Source organism: Streptomyces polygonati, assembly GCF_042650325.1.
In the GTDB taxonomy this organism is placed as follows: Bacteria; Actinomycetota; Actinomycetes; order Streptomycetales; family Streptomycetaceae; genus Actinacidiphila; species Actinacidiphila polygonati.
The window spans coordinates 454,801-474,468 of the sequence record NZ_JBHSBB010000013.1; the positions used below are offsets into that span (position 1 = coordinate 454,801).

16 protein-coding genes and 1 tRNA gene are annotated in these 19,668 nt (G+C 72.2%); 14 read left to right on the top strand and 3 right to left on the bottom strand.

Annotation, left to right across the window (positions count from 1 at the left end):
- Nucleotides 1-30: 30 nt before the first annotated feature.
- On the bottom strand, nt 31-1,680 hold the full coding sequence (locus tag ACFO3J_RS20190; protein ID WP_386430885.1) for a DUF2079 domain-containing protein: 1,650 nt from the start codon (nt 1,678-1,680) through the stop codon (nt 31-33).
- Between the two features lie 493 nt (nt 1,681-2,173).
- Here ACFO3J_RS20190 and ACFO3J_RS20195 point away from each other — a divergent pair, with 493 nt between their 5' ends.
- From ACFO3J_RS20195 to ACFO3J_RS20210, 4 genes are all read left to right on the top strand, one after another.
- Nucleotides 2,174-2,980: an HNH endonuclease family protein gene (locus tag ACFO3J_RS20195; protein ID WP_386430887.1), complete on the top strand. Its 807-nt coding sequence runs from the start codon at nt 2,174-2,176 to the stop codon at nt 2,978-2,980.
- A 595-nt stretch (nt 2,981-3,575) separates the two neighbouring features.
- Complete coding sequence (locus ACFO3J_RS20200; RefSeq protein WP_386431059.1) at nt 3,576-4,328, top strand: glycoside hydrolase domain-containing protein; 753 nt, start codon at nt 3,576-3,578, stop codon at nt 4,326-4,328.
- 292 nt (nt 4,329-4,620) lie between these two features.
- Complete coding sequence (locus ACFO3J_RS20205; RefSeq protein ID WP_386430889.1) at nt 4,621-5,289, top strand: SurA N-terminal domain-containing protein; 669 nt, start codon at nt 4,621-4,623, stop codon at nt 5,287-5,289.
- A gap of 57 nt (nt 5,290-5,346) precedes the next feature.
- On the top strand, nt 5,347-6,426 hold the full coding sequence (locus ACFO3J_RS20210; RefSeq protein WP_386430891.1) for a nucleoside triphosphate pyrophosphohydrolase: 1,080 nt from the start codon (nt 5,347-5,349) through the stop codon (nt 6,424-6,426).
- 21 nt (nt 6,427-6,447) lie between these two features.
- Here ACFO3J_RS20210 and ACFO3J_RS20215 read toward each other — a convergent pair whose 3' ends face one another.
- Entirely contained in the window at nt 6,448-7,113 is a 666-nt protein-coding gene (locus tag ACFO3J_RS20215; protein WP_386430893.1) for a Uma2 family endonuclease, read from the bottom strand.
- Between the two features lie 127 nt (nt 7,114-7,240).
- Here ACFO3J_RS20215 and ACFO3J_RS20220 point away from each other — a divergent pair, with 127 nt between their 5' ends.
- From ACFO3J_RS20220 to ACFO3J_RS20265, 10 genes are all read left to right on the top strand, one after another.
- A complete protein-coding gene (locus ACFO3J_RS20220; RefSeq protein ID WP_386431061.1) occupies nt 7,241-8,557 on the top strand; it encodes a cytochrome P450 family protein in 1,317 nt (438 codons plus the stop codon).
- A 305-nt stretch (nt 8,558-8,862) separates the two neighbouring features.
- Nucleotides 8,863-9,909: a transglycosylase family protein gene (locus ACFO3J_RS20225; RefSeq protein WP_386431063.1), complete on the top strand. Its 1,047-nt coding sequence runs from the start codon at nt 8,863-8,865 to the stop codon at nt 9,907-9,909.
- A gap of 522 nt (nt 9,910-10,431) precedes the next feature.
- Entirely contained in the window at nt 10,432-11,133 is a 702-nt protein-coding gene (locus ACFO3J_RS20230; RefSeq protein WP_386430895.1) for a transglycosylase family protein, read from the top strand.
- Between the two features lie 155 nt (nt 11,134-11,288).
- Nucleotides 11,289-12,569, top strand: a complete 1,281-nt coding sequence (eno, locus tag ACFO3J_RS20235) for a phosphopyruvate hydratase (protein ID WP_386430897.1) — start codon at nt 11,289-11,291, stop codon at nt 12,567-12,569.
- Nucleotides 12,570-12,716: 147 nt separating this feature from the next.
- On the top strand, nt 12,717-13,232 hold the full coding sequence (locus ACFO3J_RS20240) for an FtsB family cell division protein (protein ID WP_386430899.1): 516 nt from the start codon (nt 12,717-12,719) through the stop codon (nt 13,230-13,232).
- Between the two features lie 100 nt (nt 13,233-13,332).
- Nucleotides 13,333-13,923 carry a DUF501 domain-containing protein gene (locus ACFO3J_RS20245; RefSeq protein ID WP_386430901.1) on the top strand — a complete coding sequence of 197 codons (591 nt, stop codon included), beginning with the start codon at nt 13,333-13,335 and terminating at the stop codon, nt 13,921-13,923.
- A 20-nt stretch (nt 13,924-13,943) separates the two neighbouring features.
- On the top strand, nt 13,944-14,969 hold the full coding sequence (locus ACFO3J_RS20250) for a Ppx/GppA phosphatase family protein (RefSeq protein WP_386431065.1): 1,026 nt from the start codon (nt 13,944-13,946) through the stop codon (nt 14,967-14,969).
- Nucleotides 14,970-15,308: 339 nt separating this feature from the next.
- Nucleotides 15,309-16,712: an NAD(P)/FAD-dependent oxidoreductase gene (locus ACFO3J_RS20255; protein ID WP_386430903.1), complete on the top strand. Its 1,404-nt coding sequence runs from the start codon at nt 15,309-15,311 to the stop codon at nt 16,710-16,712.
- A gap of 177 nt (nt 16,713-16,889) precedes the next feature.
- A complete protein-coding gene (locus tag ACFO3J_RS20260) occupies nt 16,890-18,227 on the top strand; it encodes a class I SAM-dependent methyltransferase (protein WP_386430905.1) in 1,338 nt (445 codons plus the stop codon).
- A 295-nt stretch (nt 18,228-18,522) separates the two neighbouring features.
- Nucleotides 18,523-18,605: transfer RNA gene (locus tag ACFO3J_RS20265), tRNA-Leu, on the top strand.
- A 144-nt stretch (nt 18,606-18,749) separates the two neighbouring features.
- Here ACFO3J_RS20265 and ACFO3J_RS20270 read toward each other — a convergent pair.
- A complete protein-coding gene (locus ACFO3J_RS20270; protein ID WP_386431067.1) occupies nt 18,750-19,625 on the bottom strand; it encodes a bifunctional DNA primase/polymerase in 876 nt (291 codons plus the stop codon).
- Between the last annotated feature and the right edge of the window lie 43 nt (nt 19,626-19,668).

Genomic DNA, 19,668 nt, shown 5'->3' on the forward strand with positions numbered 1-19,668 from the left:
ACGGACGACCGCCGGGTGCCGCCGCGGTGCTCAGCCGCGGTGGAGGATCACATACCCCTCGGACTGGGCCATCACCTGATAGGTGACGCCCGGGTGCAGCTGCCCGGCGTACGTCACCGGGTCCGGCACCCAGCCCGAGGTGTTGTCGAGCGCGATGTAGTCGGGCGTCACGCCCGGCGTGTCACCGACCCAGTACACCGTGGTCCGGTGCACCAGCCGGCTGATCGGCCCGACGTTGGCCTCGACACTGGCCCCGTCCGGGATCTCGTCCAGCAGCTTCTCGACCGCCTTGGTGTGCGCGTCGACCTTGTAGGTGGAGCCCTGGTCGAGCGAGGCCAGCGGCAGCGTGAGGGTGAGCGCGAGCGCCGCGCCGGCCACCGCGGCCGGCGCGCCCGAGGCGTAGGAGCGCAGCCAGGGCCGGTGGCTGGCCCTCGACCGCTCGGCCGCGTCCACCAGCGCCAGGAACACCACCGGCATCAGCACCGCGCTGTAGTGCCAGTCGGTGCCCCAGTAGTGGTCGTCGTGCGAGACGAACCGCCAGCCGATGGTCGGCAGCGCGGCCAGGACCAGCGGCGAGCGCAGCGCCAGCAGACCGCTGGTCGGCAGCAGGATCCACAGCAGGGTGTGCACGGCGGTGGCGAAGGGGATGTGCCCGGGCATCGGGGCGCCGTTGCCGTTGAGCTTGTTCCAGTAGTCGTAGCCGCCGGTGGAGTTGAACGCCGGGATGATCACCCCGAAGGCCAGCACCGACGCCGCCACCCCGAAGCCCGCCAGCGCTATTGCCCACGGGCCGTAGCGCACCGCCGCGGACAGCCGCTCCTTGAGGTCGCTGGTGTCGCTGGTGTCCCCGGGGCTTTCCTGGCCCCCTTGGTCGGCGTCCTTGTGGCCGAGGTCACTGTCCCCGTCGCGGTCCCGCCCTTCCGCCCCGTCCCCGGCCGACCCGCCCACCGGCTCGGGCTCGGGTTCGGGCTCCTGCCGGGTGCGCCACCAGACGATCACGCCGATCGCGGCGGCCGTGATCCCCATGTCCTCCTTGACGAAGACCAGCGGCACCGCCCACCACATCGCCGCCGCCCACCGCTTGCGCAGTACCGCCTCCAGCGAGAAGGCGAGCAGCGGCATCGCGAACGCGATCTCGTGGAAGTCGAACTCGACCGCCTTCTGCACCCCCCACGACAGCCCATAGGCGGCGCCGATCGCCAGCCCCCGGCCCCTGCCGAGCAGATACGCGGCCACGCGGGTAACCGGGATCACCGACACCGCGAACAGCAGCGCCTGCGCCACCAGCAGCGTCACCGGCGTGGGGAAGACCCGGTAGAACGGCGCGATCAGTGCGGTGACCGGGCTGAAGTGGTCGCCCAGGATGTTGAACCCGGGCCCCTTCAGATCCGCGACCGGCGCGTGCAGATGCGCGTAGGACTTGACCACCTGCTCGAAGATGCCGAGGTCCCAGGACATGGTGAGCATCTGCCGGTAGCGCGTCACGGACAGCAGCAGATACGCCACGAAGAACACGGCGGTCAGCAGATACGGGTCGAGCCGCCCGCCTGCCGTCCGCAGCCATGGTCCGTGCCCGGCGCCGGTCTCGTCGGCGCCCGCCCCGGCCGGGGCGGCGGACGCGACCGCCGCGGTGTCCTTGGCGCCGTCCTGCGCCGGAATGACAGCCTCGGCCCTGTCCATCGGTCGTCCTCCTCCGAAACGGGGTCGGGGTCTGCCGGAAAAGATACGGGACGGCTCGTGCGGGCGGGACCCATGGGACGGACCGAGCGTGTCATCCCGGCCGCGGCGCGGCGGGCCGACCCGTATGCTGCCCGCCGTGAGATCTCGGTTACACGGGCGGCGGACGGCGCGGGCGCCGCGCTCCGCGCTGCCGCCGCCCTGAGGCCGGAGTCCCCGGCAGACCCCCGCGTGACCGGCCCCGCGCCGCCGCGGACCGGTGTCGCCGCCCGGCGCGGCACCGGCCGTACCAACCCCTCGGCGTGCCACCGCTGTTCGAAGGTACCGACGGGCGGCGCCGGCGCCGGCGCGCTCGGCGCGGCCCACCACCGCCCACCGCCGCCGGCCCGCCAACTCCGTGCTATTTCGGCGTCATCGGGGCAGATACCCAGATGAACGGCACAGCAGATGGGCGGTCATGCCACCCACAACGACGACACCCTCCCCGAGGTGGTAGATGGACCGACGCATATCCCGGAGCCTCGCCTGCACTGCGGCCCTGGCCGCACTGCTCGCCGTCGCCGGCTGTAAAGAGACCACGATCGGCGCCGACGGACCCAATGGCGGCGGCCGCACCGCCGCCGGCGGCGACACCGCGGCGGGGAGCGGCCCCGTGGTCAGCAACGGCCGGGCGGTCAGCCCGCTGGACAACCCCGACGGCACCAAGGCGGGGCTGGCGGCGATCACTTCGGCGGCCGACCGGGCCAAGGCGGTCACGCTGATCAAGAAGGTGGCCACCAAGGGACGCGGTCCCAAGACCGGTTACAGCAGGGACGCGTTCGGCGCCGCCTGGATGGACTCGGCCCCCGGCGGCGTGCCGTTCTCGCACAACGGCTGCGACACCCGCAACGACCTGCTCAAACGGGACGGTCTGAACCTCACGTTCCGGTCCGGTTCGAAGTGTGTGGTGATGTCCATGACCCTGGACGACCCCTACACGGGCAAGGCCATCCACTGGGTCAAGGCCAAGGCCACCGCCGTCCAGATCGACCACGTCATGCCGCTGTCCTACGACTGGCAGATGGGCGCCGCCCACTGGACCAAGGGCAAGCGCGAGGACATCGCCAACGACCCGCTCAACCTCCTTCCGGTGGACGGTCCTTCCAACGGCTCCAAGAGCGACTCGGGTGCGGCCAGCTGGCTGCCGCCGAACAAGCAGATCCGCTGCTCCTACGCCGTACGGATCGCGGAGGTCTCCCTCAAGTACGAGCTGCCGGTGACCACCGCTGACAAGCAGGCGATGCTCGCCCAGTGCGGGGGCTGACCCCCGGCCCCGCGCGGGAGGTGCCCGGCGCGGGGCCGCCGCCGCGGCGGGTACGCCGGCGGTGTGCGGCCGGGCCCGGGGTCCGCTGAGCCGCGGCTGCGGCCGGGGCGGGTGGCATGATTGTCAACTCCCTTGGCCACCTGCATACTTGGCCCGCTCGGCTGTGATCCCCACCGTGGGCCGGCGAGCCCGGGCGGCTCCGTCGTGAGCCGGCCGCACCCCGCCGCGTCGAGCAAGCCGAGGACGTCACATGTCGCATCGCCGCCTGCCCAGGTCCAAGTGGCCCCGCTACACCGCCATAGCCGTGGCGGTGGCCGTCATCGGGGGCGGCGCGGCCTTCGCCGAGGCGGCCACCACCGGGGGGAAGGCGAGCACCGGCACGGTCGCCGCGGCGCCGAGTGGCAGCCCGTCGGCCGGGGCGGGTGCGGCGGGCGCGGGCGGCGCCGCCAAGGCCGCCACCGGGACGCCGACTTCCCCGGCTGCGGCTTCCGGCAAGGCCACCTTGAAGCAGAAGAGCGCCGGTGCGGCGGTCACCGCGACGTCCACTCCGGCGAAGTCCACCGCCACGCCCGCGGGCGCCAAGCACGCCGGCCCCATCACCGTCAGCGGCCTGCCGGGCGTTCCGCACCCCAGCTCCGCGGTCGTCTTCACCGGCCTGGCCTTCGACACCTGCACCGCGCCCAGCGCGAGCACGATGAGCGCCTGGCGGTCCAGTGGCCCCTACGGCGCCGCCGCCGTCTACATCGGCGGCAAGAACCGCGGCTGCGCCCAGCCCCAGCTGACCTCCTCCTGGGTGGAGACGGTCAGCGGCGCGGGCTGGAAGCTGATCCCGCTCTACGTCGGCGCCCAGCCGCCCTGCCAGACCAGCGGCAACCCCGAGCGGATCACCGCCGCCAACGCGGCCTCGCTCGGCGCCGCGGACGGCGCCGACGCCGTCGCCCGGGCCAAGGCGCTGGGCATGCGCTCGTCCGGCGCGATCTACCTCGACATGGAGGCGTACGACACCAGCGACACGGCGTGCGTCGACTCCGTCCTCACCTACATCCAGTCCTGGGACAAGGCGCTGCACGCCCGCGCCTTCTGGGCGGGCTTCTACGGCTTCACCTCCTCCAGCGCCGCCGCCGTCGCCCAGGCCGAGCCGAACCGGACGGACCTGCCGGACGCCCTGTGGTACGCGCGCTACGACGGCGGCGACACCACGACCACCGGCTTTCCCTTCGCGTCCGGGCTGTGGACCGGGCACCGGCGCGGCCACCAGTACCAGGTCGACTCCACGGAGACCTACGGCGGCGTGAAGCTGACCGTCGACCGCGACGCCTGGGACGCACCGGTCGCCGACATCGGCTGAGGCCGAGGCTGAGGCTGAGGCGGGGCCGAGGCAGGAGCCGGGGCCGGGGCGGAGTGGGGCCCCTGGGGGGTGCGGTCGCCCCCGCCTGGCGTGGCCTCGCCTGGCCTCAGCGAGGCCAAAAATCGCGCCCACGTGGCTGATAGCGTCCACAGCGCACCCACAGACTGCCGCTCGCGGAGATCACGTTCGGCAGAGTGCTGGATATCCGCGGCCCCGGCTCAATATCCTCGTGCTCGATCGATCATCGCCATCACGTCAGCTTCGCGGGGCGCACGCCCCGCCGGGAGGCACCATGGTCCGCCGCCGCACCGCCGTTTCGATCGCCGCCGCCGGGCTCCTGCTCGCCTCGCCGGCCCTCACCGCGTGCGGCTCGGGACCTGCCGACGCGGGCGCCGCGGCGGTGGTCGGGGACCACCGGATCACCGTCTCCGCCCTCCAGTCCGAGGTCAACGAGCTGCGTACCGCCGTCTCCGGCTCCCCGCAGGGCGCCCAACTGCTCGACTCGGCGGGCGATCTGTCCACGCAGATGCTCGGCCGGCTGGTGGAGGACGAGGTGCTCGGCCAGGCACTGACCGCGTCCCATGTGACGGTCAGCGACAGCGAGGTGGAGCAGGACCACCAGGCGGCGCTCGCGCAGTTCGGCGGCAGCGAGTCGAAGCTCGACAGCACGCTGCTGGTCAACTACGGCGTCGCGAAGTCCGACGTCACCCACTTCTTCTACCGGGACGTGGCCTCCGGCAAGCTCATCCAGAGACTCGGCCTCCAGCCGGGCAGCGACGGCGGCAACACCGCGCTGGCGCAGGCGCTGGCGAAGACCGCGACGTCGATCGGCGTGCGGGTCAATCCGCGCTATGGCACGTGGGACGCCAAGAAGGGCTCGATCGGAGCGCAGAGCGACCCGTGGGTGGTCGACAAGACGCCGATCGCCGCCTCCCTCACCACCGACAACGGCGGCGCCTGACCGCGGGCCGCCCGGGCGCGTGACCGCGTTGTCGGTGGCGCGAGGTACGTTCGAGGTGTGAAGGATCAAGACGAGGCAGATGTGAACGGCGGCTCGGGCGGTGCGGGCGCGCCCGGCCGTCTGGTGCTGCTCACCAGCAGTCACCGGGTCGCTCCCGGCCAGCTGTCCTGGCCGGCCTGGCGGACCCTGCACGACGCCGACCGCGTGCTGTGCCCCGACCCGGAGCATCCGCAGCTGCCCTATCTGCGCGAGGCCGGGGTGGCGGTGGAGATCGCCGACCCCCGGGGCCAGGAGCTGGTGGACGCGACCGCCGGCGGCCGTACGGTCGTCTATCTCCCGCCGTCCGGCGGCGCCGCGCCGGCCGTGACCGACGAGCTGGCCCGGCTCGGCGGCTCGGGGCGGGTCGCGATGCCCGATCTGGAGCTGCTGCCCGGCTCCTACGACCTGCCGGGTGCCCGGTTGCTGGACCTCGTCCAGGTGATGGACCGGATCAGGGCCGAGTGCCCCTGGAGCAGCCTGCGCACCCACGAGGAGCTGGCCACCTACGGCATCGAGGAGATGTACGAGCTGGTCGAGGCGATCGAGGAGGGCGACCGGGAGGCGATCCGCGAGGAGCTGGGGGACGTACTGCTCCAGGTGGTCTTCCACGCGGCGATCGCCGGCGGCCATCCGGAGGAGCCCTTCGGGATCGATGACGTGGCCGCCGGGCTGGTCGCCAAGCTCGTCCACCGCCATCCGCACATCTACGGCGACGAGGTGGCCGAGACCCCGGAGCAGGTCCAGGCGAACTGGATACGGCTCAAGGGAGTCGAGAAGGCCCGTGAATCGGTCACCGACGGTGTCCCGCTCGCCTCCCCGGCCCTCGCCCTGGCCGCCAAACTCACCGCCCGCGCCCGGGCCGCCGGCCTCCCGCTGCCCCCCACCCCGCCCGCCCCCGACAGCACCCGCCCTCCGACCGAGGCCCACCTCGGCAACCATCTGCTCGCCCAGGCCGCCGCCGCCCAGGCCGCCGGCATCGACCCGGAAGCCGCCCTCCGCCACGCCGCCCGCCACTACCGCACCACCATCCGCACCGCGGAGGCGGCCCGCCGTGGAGGGGCTCCCGCGGGGGACGAGGTAGAGGACGAGGACGAGTAGCGGCGCGGGGAGGGGGGCCGGTCAGATCTGGGGGTCGGTGTCCTCACGCGGCTGGACCGGGGCTCCCGCCGGGTCCCGGCGCCGACGCAGCTTGGTGAGGTCGATGTCGATGAGGAACGGGACCGGCACCTTCAGCTGACCGTGGTGGATACCGTTGACCGCGTAGCTGCCGGTGCTGGCATCGAGTTCGTACACGTACACCACCGGCAGTCCCGCGTTCTCCTCCACCCGCCAGAAGTGCTGGATCCCCGCAGCGGCGTACTTGTGCGGTTTGATCCTGCGGTCACGCGTCGCGGATTCCTTCGACACGATCTCCACGGCCAGCACCACCTCGGCCGGATCGAAGGAGGTCTGACGCATCTGGGTGAAGGCGGTGTAGGGCACCACCATCAGGTCGGGCTCCGGACGGTCCTGCTCGCCCAGCGTGGTGGTCATCTCCCGCACCACATCGAACTCGGGGGGTGCCTGGTCCAGCAAAGCGCTCTCCAGAAGGCGCAGCACGGCCATATGGAAATAGGTCTGCGGACTCACGAAGAACAGGCCCCCGTCGATCAGTTCAGTGTGCGGAGGGAGGCCCGGAATGTGCTCCAAGTCATCCGCGGTCCACCCACCGGGCGGAGGGGTCGGCCACACGGGGCCCGGGTCCTGACCGTCGTCCCCGGCTGTGGTGCTCATCGGCGCTCCCATAACGACGGATTCTGGCACTTACAGCCAGCCTACCCAGCGAAAACGAAGATCCGTCCGCCGAAAGAGTGAACGGGCCGCCCGGTGGCAACGTGGGCGGGGCGGATAGCGTCGCGGGGTGACACAGCCCCTGAAGCCTGGCAGCCGTGACGAGCGCGACGCCCGCGAAGAAGAAGGCCCGGTGCCCGAGCTCTTCACGTGGGAGTTCGCCACCGATCCGTATCCGGCCTACGCCTGGCTGCGGGAGCACGCCCCGGTGCGGTGGACGGAGCTGCCCAGCGGGGTCGGGGCGTGGCTGGTGACGCGGTACGGGGAGGCGCGGGAGGCGCTGGCCGAGGGGCGGCTCAGCAAGAACCCGGTGCATCACGCCGAGGACTCGCGGGCGCGGGGGAAGACGGGGATCCCCGGGGAGCGGGGCGCCGATCTGATGACGCATCTGCTCAATATCGATCCACCGGACCACACGCGGCTGCGGCGGCTGGTGTCGAAGGCCTTCACCCCGCGCCGGGTGGCGGAGTTCGAGCCGCGGGTGAGGGAGCTGACGGACCGTTTCATCGACGGATTCGCCGCGCGCGGGCAGGCGGACCTGATCCACGAGTTCGCGTTCCCGCTGCCGATCTACGCGATCTGCGACCTGCTGGGCGTGCCCGCCGAGGACCAGGACGACTTCCGGGACTGGGCCGGGATGATGATCAGGCACGGGGGCGGACCGAGGGGTGGTGTCGCGCGGTCGGTGAAGCGGATACGGGCGTATCTGGTCGAGCTGATCGACCGTAAGCGCGCCGGCCTCGGCGGCAGTCCGGGCGGCGGCCCCGGCGAGGACCTGATCTCCGGTCTGATCCGCGCCAGCGACCACGGGGAGCAACTGACCGCCAACGAAGCCGCGGCGATGGCCTTCATCCTTCTCTTCGCCGGCTTCGAGACCACGGTGAATCTGATCGGCAACGGCGTGCACACCCTGCTCGGCCACCCCGCCGAACGGCGGCGGCTCCAGGAGTCGCTGGCCCGCGGCGAGAGCGCCCTGCTGGAGAGCGCCGTCGAGGAACTGCTGCGCTACGACGGCCCGGTGGAACTGGCCACCTGGCGGTACGCCACTGCGCCGCTGACCATCGGCGGCCGGGCGATCGCGGCCGGCGACCCGGTCCTGGTGGTGCTGGCCGCCGCCGACCGGGACCCGGCCCGTTTCGGCGGACCCGACACCCTGGACCTCGCCCGCCGCGACAATCCGCACCTCGGATACGGCCACGGCATCCACTACTGCCTCGGCGCCCCGCTCGCCCGGCTGGAGGCCAGAACCGCGCTGGCCGCGCTCCTCACCCGGCTGCCCGATCTGCGGCTGGGCGCCGCCCCGGGCGAACTGCGCTGGCGCGGCGGTCTGATCATGCGGGGACTGCGCTCGCTCCCGGTGGAATTCACCGCAGAGACACCACTGGGTAACCACCAGTGAGGTGACGGTCCGTCATCACCGTGACCCCGACGTGATGATCGCTACATCGGCTTGTGATCGAGCCGTCAACCCCGCTACGTTCTGCGGTCAACGCGAGGCACGCACGGCTCGCGCGACGCGCCCATCCCCACCGCGCGCACCGCTGCGGACGGCATCCCGGCCCGATCGGCCGGGTCCGCAGGTCAACAGGACCGAAAAGCGGCGCGCGAGGGCACGTGAGGCCAGAAAGAAAGGCGACCGCAATGCTCTCGTCAGCCAACGGCCGGCACCGACGTCCCCGACCGCCCTCCACGGCGCGGGTGACCATGGCGACCGCCGCCGCGACCGGCGCCGGCATCGCCCTCCCGTTCTTCGGCGCGGTCACCGCGCACGCCGCGGACCGGACCACCTGGGACCGGGTGGCCTTCTGCGAGACCGGCGGCATGTGGAACGCCGACACCGGCAACGGCTTCTACGGGGGCCTGGCCATCACCCAGGACACCTGGGACCAGTACGGCGGCAAGGCGTTCGCCGAGCGGCCCGATCTCGCCTCCGAGGCGGACCAGATAGCCGTGGCCGAGAAGATGCTGACCGAACTCGGCCCGGGCGCCTGGCCCGGCTGCGAGACGGGTACGGGACTGCTCCCGGACAGCACACCGACCGACGACCCCGGTGACACCGCCGTGCCCACCCCGGCCCAGCCGGGCGAGCACACGCCCGCGCCCGCGCCGACCGCGCCCACCTCCGGCCCCACGGCGCCCACCACCGACCCCACCGCTCCGACCACGGACCCGACCGCGCCTCCGGTCACGCCAGCTCCGCCGGTCGCCTCGCCGCCGGCCACTCCCGGCACGCCGACGGCCGGCCCGCCCGGAGTCCCCGGCACCGACCCCACCGCCCCGCCGGTCGTACCGATCACACCGGTGACCCCCGCGCCGCCCACGGCCACCACACCGCCGCTGGGCATGCCCGACCCGGGCGGTGCCACCACGCTGGCCCCGACGGACCCCAGCGGCCCCGCCGGCCCCACCAGTGGCGTACCGAGCGGCGGTCCGGGGCGGCACGCGAAGCCGTACAGCCCGACCGACGAGGAACTGGCCGCGCACGACCAGGCGACCCGCACCGTGGTCCTCTCGGTGACGGACGGCGGCGCCCCGGCGAACCCCACCTCACCCGATACCGCCAACAAGAATGATGTTCCGGGCACTTCGCCCACGGGTCACTACACCGTCGGCTTCGGCGACTCGCTCTCGGGCATCGCGACCGCCACCCACGCCGAGGGCGGCTGGCGTCACCTCTACGACATCAACCACCAGGCGATCGGCGACAACCCGAACCTCATCAAACCCGGACAGATCATCAACCTCGGCTGAAAAAAGGGTTGCTGACGACCGACCGACAAAGCGGACGTACCGCTCGCGGCGCTCGTCCGAAGATGTGACAAGGCTCTCTCCGGCTCCTGTGACCGCTCGCTTGCAGAGCGCTGAAATTCACCGCTTTGACCTGCGGTTCTGCCAACCGGCGGAGTGAGTGGACGCAGTTGGCGGCCGGAACCGGGATGTTTGTCCTATCTGCCGCCTTGTGCTTAACGTTTTGACGCTCGCCACAGCGGGCCCCGCCGGGCAGGAACGCCGAGTCCTGCCGCCGCCCGACGGGAACAGTCGACGCGAAAGCGCCGCAGGCAGGAGCGGGGGACCCATGGTCTTCCGCCGGACCCCGGCCGTACGCCGCACGCAGCACCGGACAGCTCACCCCGCTGCGTCACGTACTCAAGGCCGGAGACCGGCTAGGGGTTAAGCCGAGGCGCCGCACCAGCAACACGCGGTCCCGGCCGGGCAACTCACGCCCGCACCCGACAGCTGACCTCGTAGGCGTCGGTGAGGACACAAAACATCATGGGTAAGCACCGTCGTGCCTCCAAGCTCGTCCGTTTCGCCACATTCGCCGGAGTCGCCGGCACCGCGCTGGCCGTTCCGCTGATCGGCGCGACCTCCTCCTCGGCCGCATCGGTGTCCACCTGGGACGCCGTCGCCCAGTGCGAGTCCGGCGGCAACTGGTCCATCAACACCGGCAACGGCTACTACGGCGGCCTGCAGTTCTCGCAGTCCAGCTGGGAAGCGGCCGGCGGCCTGCAGTACGCGCCGCGCGCCGACCTCGCCACCAAGGACCAGCAGATCGCCACCGCCGAGAAGCTGCTCGCCCTCCAGGGCCCGGGTGCCTGGACCTGCGCCCCGGCCGGCGGCCTGACCGCGGGCGGCCCGGCGCCGGTCCTCAACACCGGTGCCTCGTCGTCGCCGTCGTCCTCGTCCTCTTCATCCTCTTCGTCCTCGTCGTCCGGCAGCTCCAGCACCACCGCCCCGGCCCCGAGCACCCCGAAGCCGGCGCCGGCCCCTGCGCACCACGCGCGCCACAGCACCACCCACACGGTGGTCCGCAACGGCGACGGCGAGTACACCGTCGTCCACGGCGACACCCTCTCCAAGATCGCCCAGGCGCACCACGTGCAGGGCGGCTGGCACAAGCTCTTCGCCCTCAACCACGACATCGTGCGCGACGCGAACCTCATCTACCCGGGCCAGCACCTGCACCTGAGCTGACCCACCCCCTGACCGCCCCGGCCGGGCACACACTCCCCCCCGTGTGCCCGGCCGGGGTATTCCGTCTCAGCGGCCGGGCCTAGCACCGACCCCGGCCCGGAAGCCGGTTAGGCTCGTCCCGATAAAGACGAGAAGACATCTCAGAAGGAGACAACGTGCCGTCCATCGACGTCGTCGTAGCCCGGGAAATCCTCGACTCGCGAGGCAACCCCACTGTCGAGGTGGAGGTCGGCCTCGACGACGGCAGCACGGGCCGTGCCGCAGTCCCGTCCGGCGCCTCCACCGGCGCCTTCGAGGCCCTCGAACTCCGCGACGGCGACAAGAACCGCTACGGGGGCAAGGGCGTGGAGAAGGCCGTGCTCGCCGTCATCGAGCAGATCGGCCCGGAGCTGGTCGGCTACGACGCCACCGAGCAGCGGCTGATCGACCAGGCGATGTTCGACCTGGACGCCACCCCGGACAAGTCCTCGCTCGGCGCCAACGCCATCCTCGGTGTCTCGCTGGCGGTGGCGCACGCCGCCTCCGAGGCGTCCGACCTGCCGCTCTTCCGCTACCTCGGCGGCCCGAACGCGCACGTCCTGCCGGTCCCGATGATGAACATCCTCAACGGCGGCTCGCACGCGGACTCCAACGTCGACATCCAGGAGTTCATGATCGCGCCGATCGGCGCCGAGTCGTTCTCCGAGGCGCTGCGCTGGGGCACCGAGGTCTACCACACCCTCAAGGCCGTGCTGAAGTCCCGCGGCCTGTCCACCGGTCTGGGCGACGAGGGCGGCTTCGCGCCGAACCTGGAGTCCAACCGCGCCGCGCTGGACCTCATCATCGAGGCCATCAAGCAGGCCGGTTACGCCCCCGGCCAGGACATCGCGCTCGCGCTCGACGTGGCCGCCTCGGAGTTCTACGAGGACGGCAAGTACGCGTTCGAGGGCGAGTCGCGCTCGGCCGCCCAGATGACCGAGTACTACGAGGACCTGGTCGCGTCCTACCCGCTGGTCTCCATCGAGGACCCGCTGTTCGAGGACGACTGGGCCGGCTGGAAGGTCCTCACCGACAAGCTCGGCGGCAAGGTGCAGATCGTCGGCGACGACCTCTTCGTCACCAACCCGGAGCGGCTCCAGCGCGGCATCGACAACGCCACCGCCAACGCGCTGCTGGTCAAGGTCAACCAGATCGGCTCCCTGACCGAGACGCTGGACGCGGTCGAACTCGCCCAGCGCAACGGCTACAAGTGCATGATGTCGCACCGCTCCGGCGAGACCGAGGACGTCACCATCGCCGACCTCGCGGTCGCCACCAACTGCGGCCAGATCAAGACCGGCGCCCCGGCCCGCTCCGAGCGCGTCGCGAAGTACAACCAGCTGCTGCGTATCGAGGAGATCCTGGACGACGCCGCGGTGTACGCCGGCCGCTCCGCCTTCCCCCGCTTCAAGCACTGAGCTCCACGCACTGACCTCCACGCACTGAGCCCCACGCACCGAGCTTTACGTCCCCCGCCTCCCTACGTCCCCGCACCCGGTCCCGTACCGTGGGCGGGGACGTAACGGCATCAGGACGACAGGCAAGGCGGCGAGGGGAGTCACGGCGTGGGGGCGGATCGGTTCTCGACCGCGGTCCGGCTGAAGGCGATCGGCCAGGAGGCGCAGGCCCGGGTCTACCGCGCCGCGTCCCGGCGGCCGGTGCGCGGCAACAAGCTGACCGGCCGCGCCGCGCTGCTCGCGCTGGTGCTCTGCGCCCTGGTGGTGGCGCTCGCCTACCCGATGCGGCAGTACATCGGGCAGCGCTCCGACATCGCCGACCAGCGGCGCGCCGCGCAGCGGACCAAGGCGAAGGTCGAGCAACTGCGCGAGGAGAAGGCGCGCTGGGAGGACCCGGACTATGTCCGCGCCCAGGCCCGCGAGCGCCTGCACTACGTGCTGCCCGGCGAGACCGGCTTCGAGGTCGCCGGTCCGGTCCCCGTCCCCACCGCCGACCCGGCGGCCCGGCACGGCTCCACCGATCAGGCCGCGGCGCACCGCCCGTGGTACGACAATCTGTGGGACGGCGTCGACCGGGCCGACGCGGCCCCGGAAGCGGCGCCGGCGCCGGCCGCCCGCCACTGAGCGAGCCGCCGCCCATGACTCCGCCCGCCCGCACCACGTACGGCACGTCCCTCGTACGCCCCGCACGGTCCCCGAATGTCCCCGTCCTGCAGAACGGCATATGAACACCACCCCTGACTACCCCGCCCCGGCCACCGACGCGGACATCGCCGCCGTCCGGGCCCAGCTCGGCCGCCCGCCGCGGTGTCTGCGCGCGATCGCCCACCGCTGCCCCTGCGGCAACCCGGATGTGGTGGAGACCCAGCCCCGGCTGGCGGACGGCACGCCCTTCCCGACCACCTACTACCTCACCTGTCCGAAGGCGGCCTCCGCGATCGGCACCCTGGAGGCGGAGGGCGTGATGAAGACGATGAATGCCCGGCTCGCCGAGGACGAGGAGCTGGCCGCGGCCTACCGCGCCGCCCACGAGGACTACATCGCCCGCCGCGACGCCATCGAGGTGCTGCCCGGCTTCCCCAGCGCCGGCGGCATGCCCGACCGCGTCAAATGCCTGCACGTCCTGGCCGCCCACGCCTTGGCGGCCGGCCCCGGCGTCAATCCGCTGGGCGACGAGACCCTCGCCCTGCTCCCCGACTGGTGGGCCAAGGGCCCCTGCGTTCCGGTCGGGCCGAGCGACGCCTTCGAGGGCGCCGGACAACCGAGTGAGCGAGCCAAAGGGCGCGCCGGTGTCGAAAGCGAAGAGACCAAGTGACCGAGGAACGAGGGAACGCAGTGTCGAGGAGCGTCGACAGCGGGTCTGAGCGCCCGGAGGCGAGCGAGCGAGAAAAGGGGCGTGCGGCTGCCATCGACTGCGGCACCAACTCGATCCGTCTGCTGGTCGCCGATCTCGATCCGGCCGCCGGCACCCTGACCGATCTGGACCGCCGGATGCGCATCGTGCGGCTCGGCCAGGGAGTCGACCGCACCGGCCGGCTCGCCCCCGAGGCGCTGGAGCGGACGTTCGCCGCGTGCCGGGAGTACGCCGAGGTGATCCGGGAGCACGGCGTGCCCGCCGACCGGGTGGTGTTCGCGGCCACGTCCGCGACGCGCGACGCCGAGAACCGGGACGAGTTCGTCCGCGGGGTGGTCGACATCCTGGGGGTCGCGCCCGAGGTGATCACCGGCGACCAGGAGGCCGCCTTCTCCTTCACCGGCGCCACCCGCGAACTCACCGCCGCCGACGGTCTGGTGTCCCCGTATCTGGTGGTGGACATCGGCGGCGGCTCCACCGAGTTCGTCCTCGGCGACCGGGCGGTGACCGCCGCCCGGTCGGTGGACATCGGCTGCGTCCGGCTGACCGAGCGTCACCTGCTGCGCGACGGACGGCTGGCCGACCCGCCCACCCCCGAACAGGTCGCCGCCATAAGGGCCGACGTCGACGCCGCCCTCGACGAAGCGGCCGGCGCGGTCCCGCTGGACCGGGCCCGCACCCTCGTCGGCCTGGCCGGCTCCGTCACCACCGTGGCCGGCATCGCGCTGGGCCTGCCCCGCTACGACTCCGCGGCCATCCACCACTCGCGCGTCCCGCTGGAGACCGTCCGCGACATCACCGACCGGCTGCTGGCCGCCACCCACGCCGAGCGCGCCGCGATCCCCGTGATGCACGAGGGCCGCGTCGACGTGATCGCCGCGGGCGCCCTCATCCTGCTGCGGATCATGGAGCGGACGGGCGCGAAAGAGGTGGTCGTGAGCGAGCACGACATCCTCGACGGCCTCGCGTGGGGCGTGATCGGGGAGGCCGGCCCGACGGCCGGCTGAGGCCCCGCCGACCGCCCCGGCGCGCCCGCTCCAGAAGCTTTGTGAAACTCTTCACATGAAGTTCCCGCCCAGGGGCCCGATTTTCGCAGGCCTTACCCCTGCCAACCCCCTGAAATCCACGGCCAGGTCGTGTTGCGGCGGTGTGACGCCCGTCCCGTCCGAAGCACCCGGTGATCGATCGACGCTGCTCAGGGCCAGCCGCACCCACCCGGGACCCGGTCCGGCGCACAGGAAGGACGTACCCCCAGGTCGTGAAGCCGGGCAGGGTAGCACAGGGTGTCCAGTACCTTGTGAAGGGGCTCACGAGGGGTGCCCCCCTCCGTGCTGGATACTCGAAGCATGAGCACCACGGAGCGTCCACGGATCCTCGTAGTAGGCGGCGGTTACGTCGGCCTGTACGCGGCGCGCCGCATTCTGAAGAAGATGCGGTACGGCGAGGCGACCGTCACGGTCGTCGACCCGCGCTCGTACATGACGTACCAGCCCTTCCTCCCCGAAACCGCAGCAGGCAGCATCTCCCCGCGGCATGTCGTCGTCCCGCTGCGACGCGTGCTTCCCGGGGCCGAGGTGCTCACCGGCCGGGTCACCACCATCGACCAGGACCGCAAGGTCGCGTCGGTCGAGCCGCTCGTGGGCGAGTCCTACGAGCTTCCCTTCGACCACCTGGTGATCGCGCTCGGCGCCGTCTCCCGCACCTTCCCGATCCCCGGCCTGGCCGAGAACGGCATCGGTATGAAGGGCGTCGAGGAGGCCATCGGCCTGCGCAACCACGTACTGGAGCAGCTCGACAAGGCCGATTCCACCACCGACGAGGATGTCCGCCGCAAGGCGCTGACCTTCGTCTTCGTCGGCGGCGGTTTCGCCGGCGCGGAGACCATCGGCGAGGTCGAGGACATGGCCCGCGACGCCGCCGCGTACTACCCGAACGTCAAGCGCGAGGACATGCGCTTCATCCTCGTCGACGCGGCCGACAAGATCCTCCCCGAGGTGGGCCCGCAGCTCGGCCAGTGGGGCCTGGAGCACCTGCGCGAGCGCGGTGTCGAGGTCTTCCTGAGCACCTCGATGACCTCCTGCGTGGACAAGCACGTCGTCCTCGCCAACGGTCTCGAGGTGGACGCCTCCACCATCGTGTGGACGGCCGGTGTGAAGCCCAACCCGGCGCTGGCGAAGTTCGGCCTGCCGCTCGGCCCGCGCGGCCACGTGGACACCGCCCCCACCCTCCAGGTGCGCGGCACCGACTACATCTGGGCGGCCGGCGACAACGCCCAGGTGCCCGACCTGGCGGCCGGCGAGGGCGCCTGGTGCCCGCCGAACGCCCAGCACGCGCTGCGTCAGGCCAAGGTGCTCGGCGACAACGTGATCTCCGGGATGCGCGGCTTCCCGCAGGCCGACTACAAGCACGCCAACAAGGGCGCGGTGGCCGGCCTCGGTCTGCACAAGGGCGTCGCGATGATCGTGGTCGGCAAGACCAAGATCAGGTTCAAGGGCCGGCTGGCCTGGTACATGCACCGCGGCTACCACGGCCTGGCCGTGCCGACCTGGAACCGCAAGATCCGGGTCTTCGCCGACTGGACGCTGGGCATGTTCCTCAAGCGCGAGGTCGTCTCGCTCGGCGCCATCGAGAACCCCCGCGAGGAGTTCTACGCGGCCGCCCGGCCGAAGCCGGCCCCGGTCGCCGAGGTCCGCCCGAGCGTCCCGGCCCCCTCGGCCGAGAAGGCAACGGAGACCGCCGCGGCCTCCTGACCTGGCACGATCCAGGACGGTCCGCCGCGAAAAGGACCATTGCCCGCACTGTCACAGCCGAAGGGCGCCCGCCATCCGTGGTGCGGGCGCCCTTCCGGCGTAAAGTGTGTGTATCCGCAACGTAGATTTACGCGTCCGGGGGAGTCAGCCGGCGTTTTCGGTCGTAGGCTCGTATGCATGGCTGACGCGGCTCATCGCATCCTCGACCTCGCCGAACATGCCCTCTCGACGTCGTTCCCGCTGCGCGTGCGTGCCTGGGACGGCAGCGAGGCCGGGCCGTCCGGCCCGCCCGTACTCGTGATCCGCCGGCGCCGGGCACTGCGCCGGCTGCTCTGGCGGCCGGGCGAACTCGGTCTGGTCCGGGCCTGGGTGGCGGGCGACCTGGACATAGAGGGCGATCTCTACACGGCGCTGGACCACCTGTCCGGACTCTTCTGGGACCGCGGCGAGCGGGATCCGTCCGCCACCGCGGTGCCGGCCACCACCGCCGAGACGCTGCGCCGGGCCCGCGGCATACTGCGCGACCCGGCGACCTACCGGCTGATCCGCAGCGCGCTGACGCTGGCCGGGCCCGGGCTGCCGCCCTCGCCGCCGCCGGAGGAGGTCCGCAGGCGCAGCGGCATCGCGCACACCAAGCGCCGCGACAAGGATGCCATCGCCCATCACTACGACGTCGGCAACGACTTCTACGAGACGGTCCTCGGGCCGTCCATGGTCTACTCCTGCGCGGTCTTCCCCGAGCCCGACACCACCCTGGAGCAGGCCCAGTACGCCAAACTCGACCTGGTCTGCCGCAAGCTGCAGCTGCGCGAGGGGCAGCGGCTGCTGGACGTCGGCTGCGGCTGGGGCTCGATGGTGCTGCACGCCGTCAAGCACTACGGCGTGCGGGCCACCGGCATCACACTGTCCACCGAGCAGGCGGCGTACGCCCGCAAGCGGGTCGCCGAGGCCGGGCTGACCGACCGGATCGAGATCCGGGTGCAGGACTACCGCGACGTGGCGGACGGGCCCTACGACGCGATCTCGTCCATCGGCATGGCCGAGCACGTCGGCAGCGAGCGCTATCTGGAGTACGCCCGCACCCTCTACGGGCTGCTCCGGCCCGGCGGCCGGCTGCTCAACCACCAGATCGCCCGCCGTCCGCTGGCCGACGAGGAGACCTACCGGATCGACGAGTTCATCGACCGCTATGTCTTCCCCGACGGTGAGCTCGCCCCGGTCGGCTCGACCGTCTCCTGGCTGGAACAGGCCGGGTTCGAGGCGCGGGACATGGAGGCGCTGCGCGAGCACTACGCGCGCACGCTGCGGGCCTGGGTGCGGAATCTGGAGGCCGGCTGGGACAAGGCGGTCGCCGTGACGTCCCCGGGGCGGGCCCGGGTCTGGCGGCTGTACATGGCGGCGTCCGCGGTGTCCTTCGAACGCAACCGCATCGGCGTCAACCAGGTGCTGGCCGTACGCACCGCCGCCGACGGTCTCTCCGATCTGCCGCCCACCCGTACTGCCTGGCTGTCGTGAGGACGGTCGGCCGGAAACGCGTCCTGCGCGTGTCCGGCCGACCCCGACGGGCCCCGGGCGTCGCCCCTCATCTGCCGGACATGACATATTCTCCGCCGGATGTCGACTGCGGAGAGCGATTTCACGTCACTTCTGCGTGAGGTCCGGCGCCGGCGGGAACGGCGCCTGTGGTGCATAGAGGTCTTCTGGGACGAGCTAACGTCCCGTCAGTAACCCCTAAAATCAGACAACATGGCCAGTTGGCCGTCCTGTTGGCGTCTCTCAACCCGGATACGCTTTTCTCTGCGCCCCGCCGGCCCGGATGGTGGAACGCAGACACGGCGAGCTTAAACCTCGCTGCCCCTCGGGGGCGTGCCGGTTCAAGTCCGGCTCCGGGCACCGCACCCCGCATGGTGGTTGACGAACGAGAGCTTCGCGGACGAGGCGTCGGCGCAGGTCTTCACGGCAGCCGTGAACGAAGCCGGCCGGCCCGGGTCACGGCGCCGCACCCCTCCTCGGATACCCGGGCCGGCCGGCGCCCGGTCAGCAGGGCTCGGCCGACGCCCGCAGCCGCCCCGCGGAGGCGACCGTGGCGGCCGCCTCCCGCTCGCTGAGCCCGGTGTGCACCGCCGCCGTCACCAGGGCCGGCGCCAGCGCCTCGCCGAGGCCCGCGTCGTAGGCCCGGCAGGCGGCCCAGAACAGCCGCCCGTTGCGCTCGCCCTCCTGCGAGTCCAGTACGAACCGCACGAGCGCGGCGGCGCGCTTCTCGGCCGGGTGCCGGGGCTCGGCGGCCGCCGCCGGGCGCGGCGGCGCGGGCGGCGGCGGGACGGCCAGCCGCAGCAGCGCGGCGGGGGCCTCGCCCAGCGGGTGCTGACGGCTCCCGGGCAGCAGCAGATACCGGCCGGCCACCGTGCGCGAACCGGGACCGACGACATAACCGCCCGCGCCGCGCACATCGATGCCCGGGCCGAGCCGGCCGGCCGAGTTGGGGACCGGGCCGGGCGCGGTCAGCCACAGGTGGCGGCCCCCGCTGGGGGTGAGGACGGTGACGGTCTGCGGCAGGCTGAAGCCGTGCGCCGCCTCCAGCGCCTCCAGCGCGCTCACCCCGTCGCGGCCGTGCTTCACGTCCAGGTCCAGCCCGATCAGGTAGTGGGGTGCCTGCCCGCAGGCGATCCCGTAACCGGTGGCCCAGGGGGCGACGGCGAACAGCGCGCGGATCCGGGCCGGGTCGGTGCTGGCGTCGTGCACCCCGTGTCCCGGCCGGCCGCACTCGCCGCGGCAGACGCTCGGGCGCGGCTCGTCGCGGTGCGGGGAACGAACGGCGGGCAGCTTGGTGCGGGAAAGGGGAATCACCGGCAGACCGCGCGCGGCGGTGAGCAGCGCCGCGTGCAGGGCGCGGGTGTGGTCGGGGCGTGGCATGGCCTGCTCCCTGATGTTCGAACGCACGTTCGTTTCCACAGCA

What these genes read in the sequence shown, in the direction of transcription:
- ACFO3J_RS20190 (WP_386430885.1), bottom strand. Translation starts at nt 1,680, where the DNA reads ATGGACAGGGCCGAGGCTGTCATTCCGGCGCAGGACGGCGCCAAGGAC.
- ACFO3J_RS20195 (WP_386430887.1), top strand. Translation starts at nt 2,174, where the DNA reads ATGGACCGACGCATATCCCGGAGCCTCGCCTGCACTGCGGCCCTGGCC.
- ACFO3J_RS20205 (WP_386430889.1), top strand. Translation starts at nt 4,621, where the DNA reads ATGGTCCGCCGCCGCACCGCCGTTTCGATCGCCGCCGCCGGGCTCCTG.
- ACFO3J_RS20215 (WP_386430893.1), bottom strand. Translation starts at nt 7,113, where the DNA reads ATGGGAGCGCCGATGAGCACCACAGCCGGGGACGACGGTCAGGACCCG.
- ACFO3J_RS20225 (WP_386431063.1), top strand. Translation starts at nt 8,863, where the DNA reads ATGGCGACCGCCGCCGCGACCGGCGCCGGCATCGCCCTCCCGTTCTTC.
- ACFO3J_RS20230 (WP_386430895.1), top strand. Translation starts at nt 10,432, where the DNA reads ATGGGTAAGCACCGTCGTGCCTCCAAGCTCGTCCGTTTCGCCACATTC.
- ACFO3J_RS20245 (WP_386430901.1), top strand. Translation starts at nt 13,333, where the DNA reads ATGAACACCACCCCTGACTACCCCGCCCCGGCCACCGACGCGGACATC.
- ACFO3J_RS20255 (WP_386430903.1), top strand. Translation starts at nt 15,309, where the DNA reads ATGAGCACCACGGAGCGTCCACGGATCCTCGTAGTAGGCGGCGGTTAC.
- ACFO3J_RS20260 (WP_386430905.1), top strand. Translation starts at nt 16,890, where the DNA reads ATGGCTGACGCGGCTCATCGCATCCTCGACCTCGCCGAACATGCCCTC.
- ACFO3J_RS20270 (WP_386431067.1), bottom strand. Translation starts at nt 19,625, where the DNA reads ATGCCACGCCCCGACCACACCCGCGCCCTGCACGCGGCGCTGCTCACC.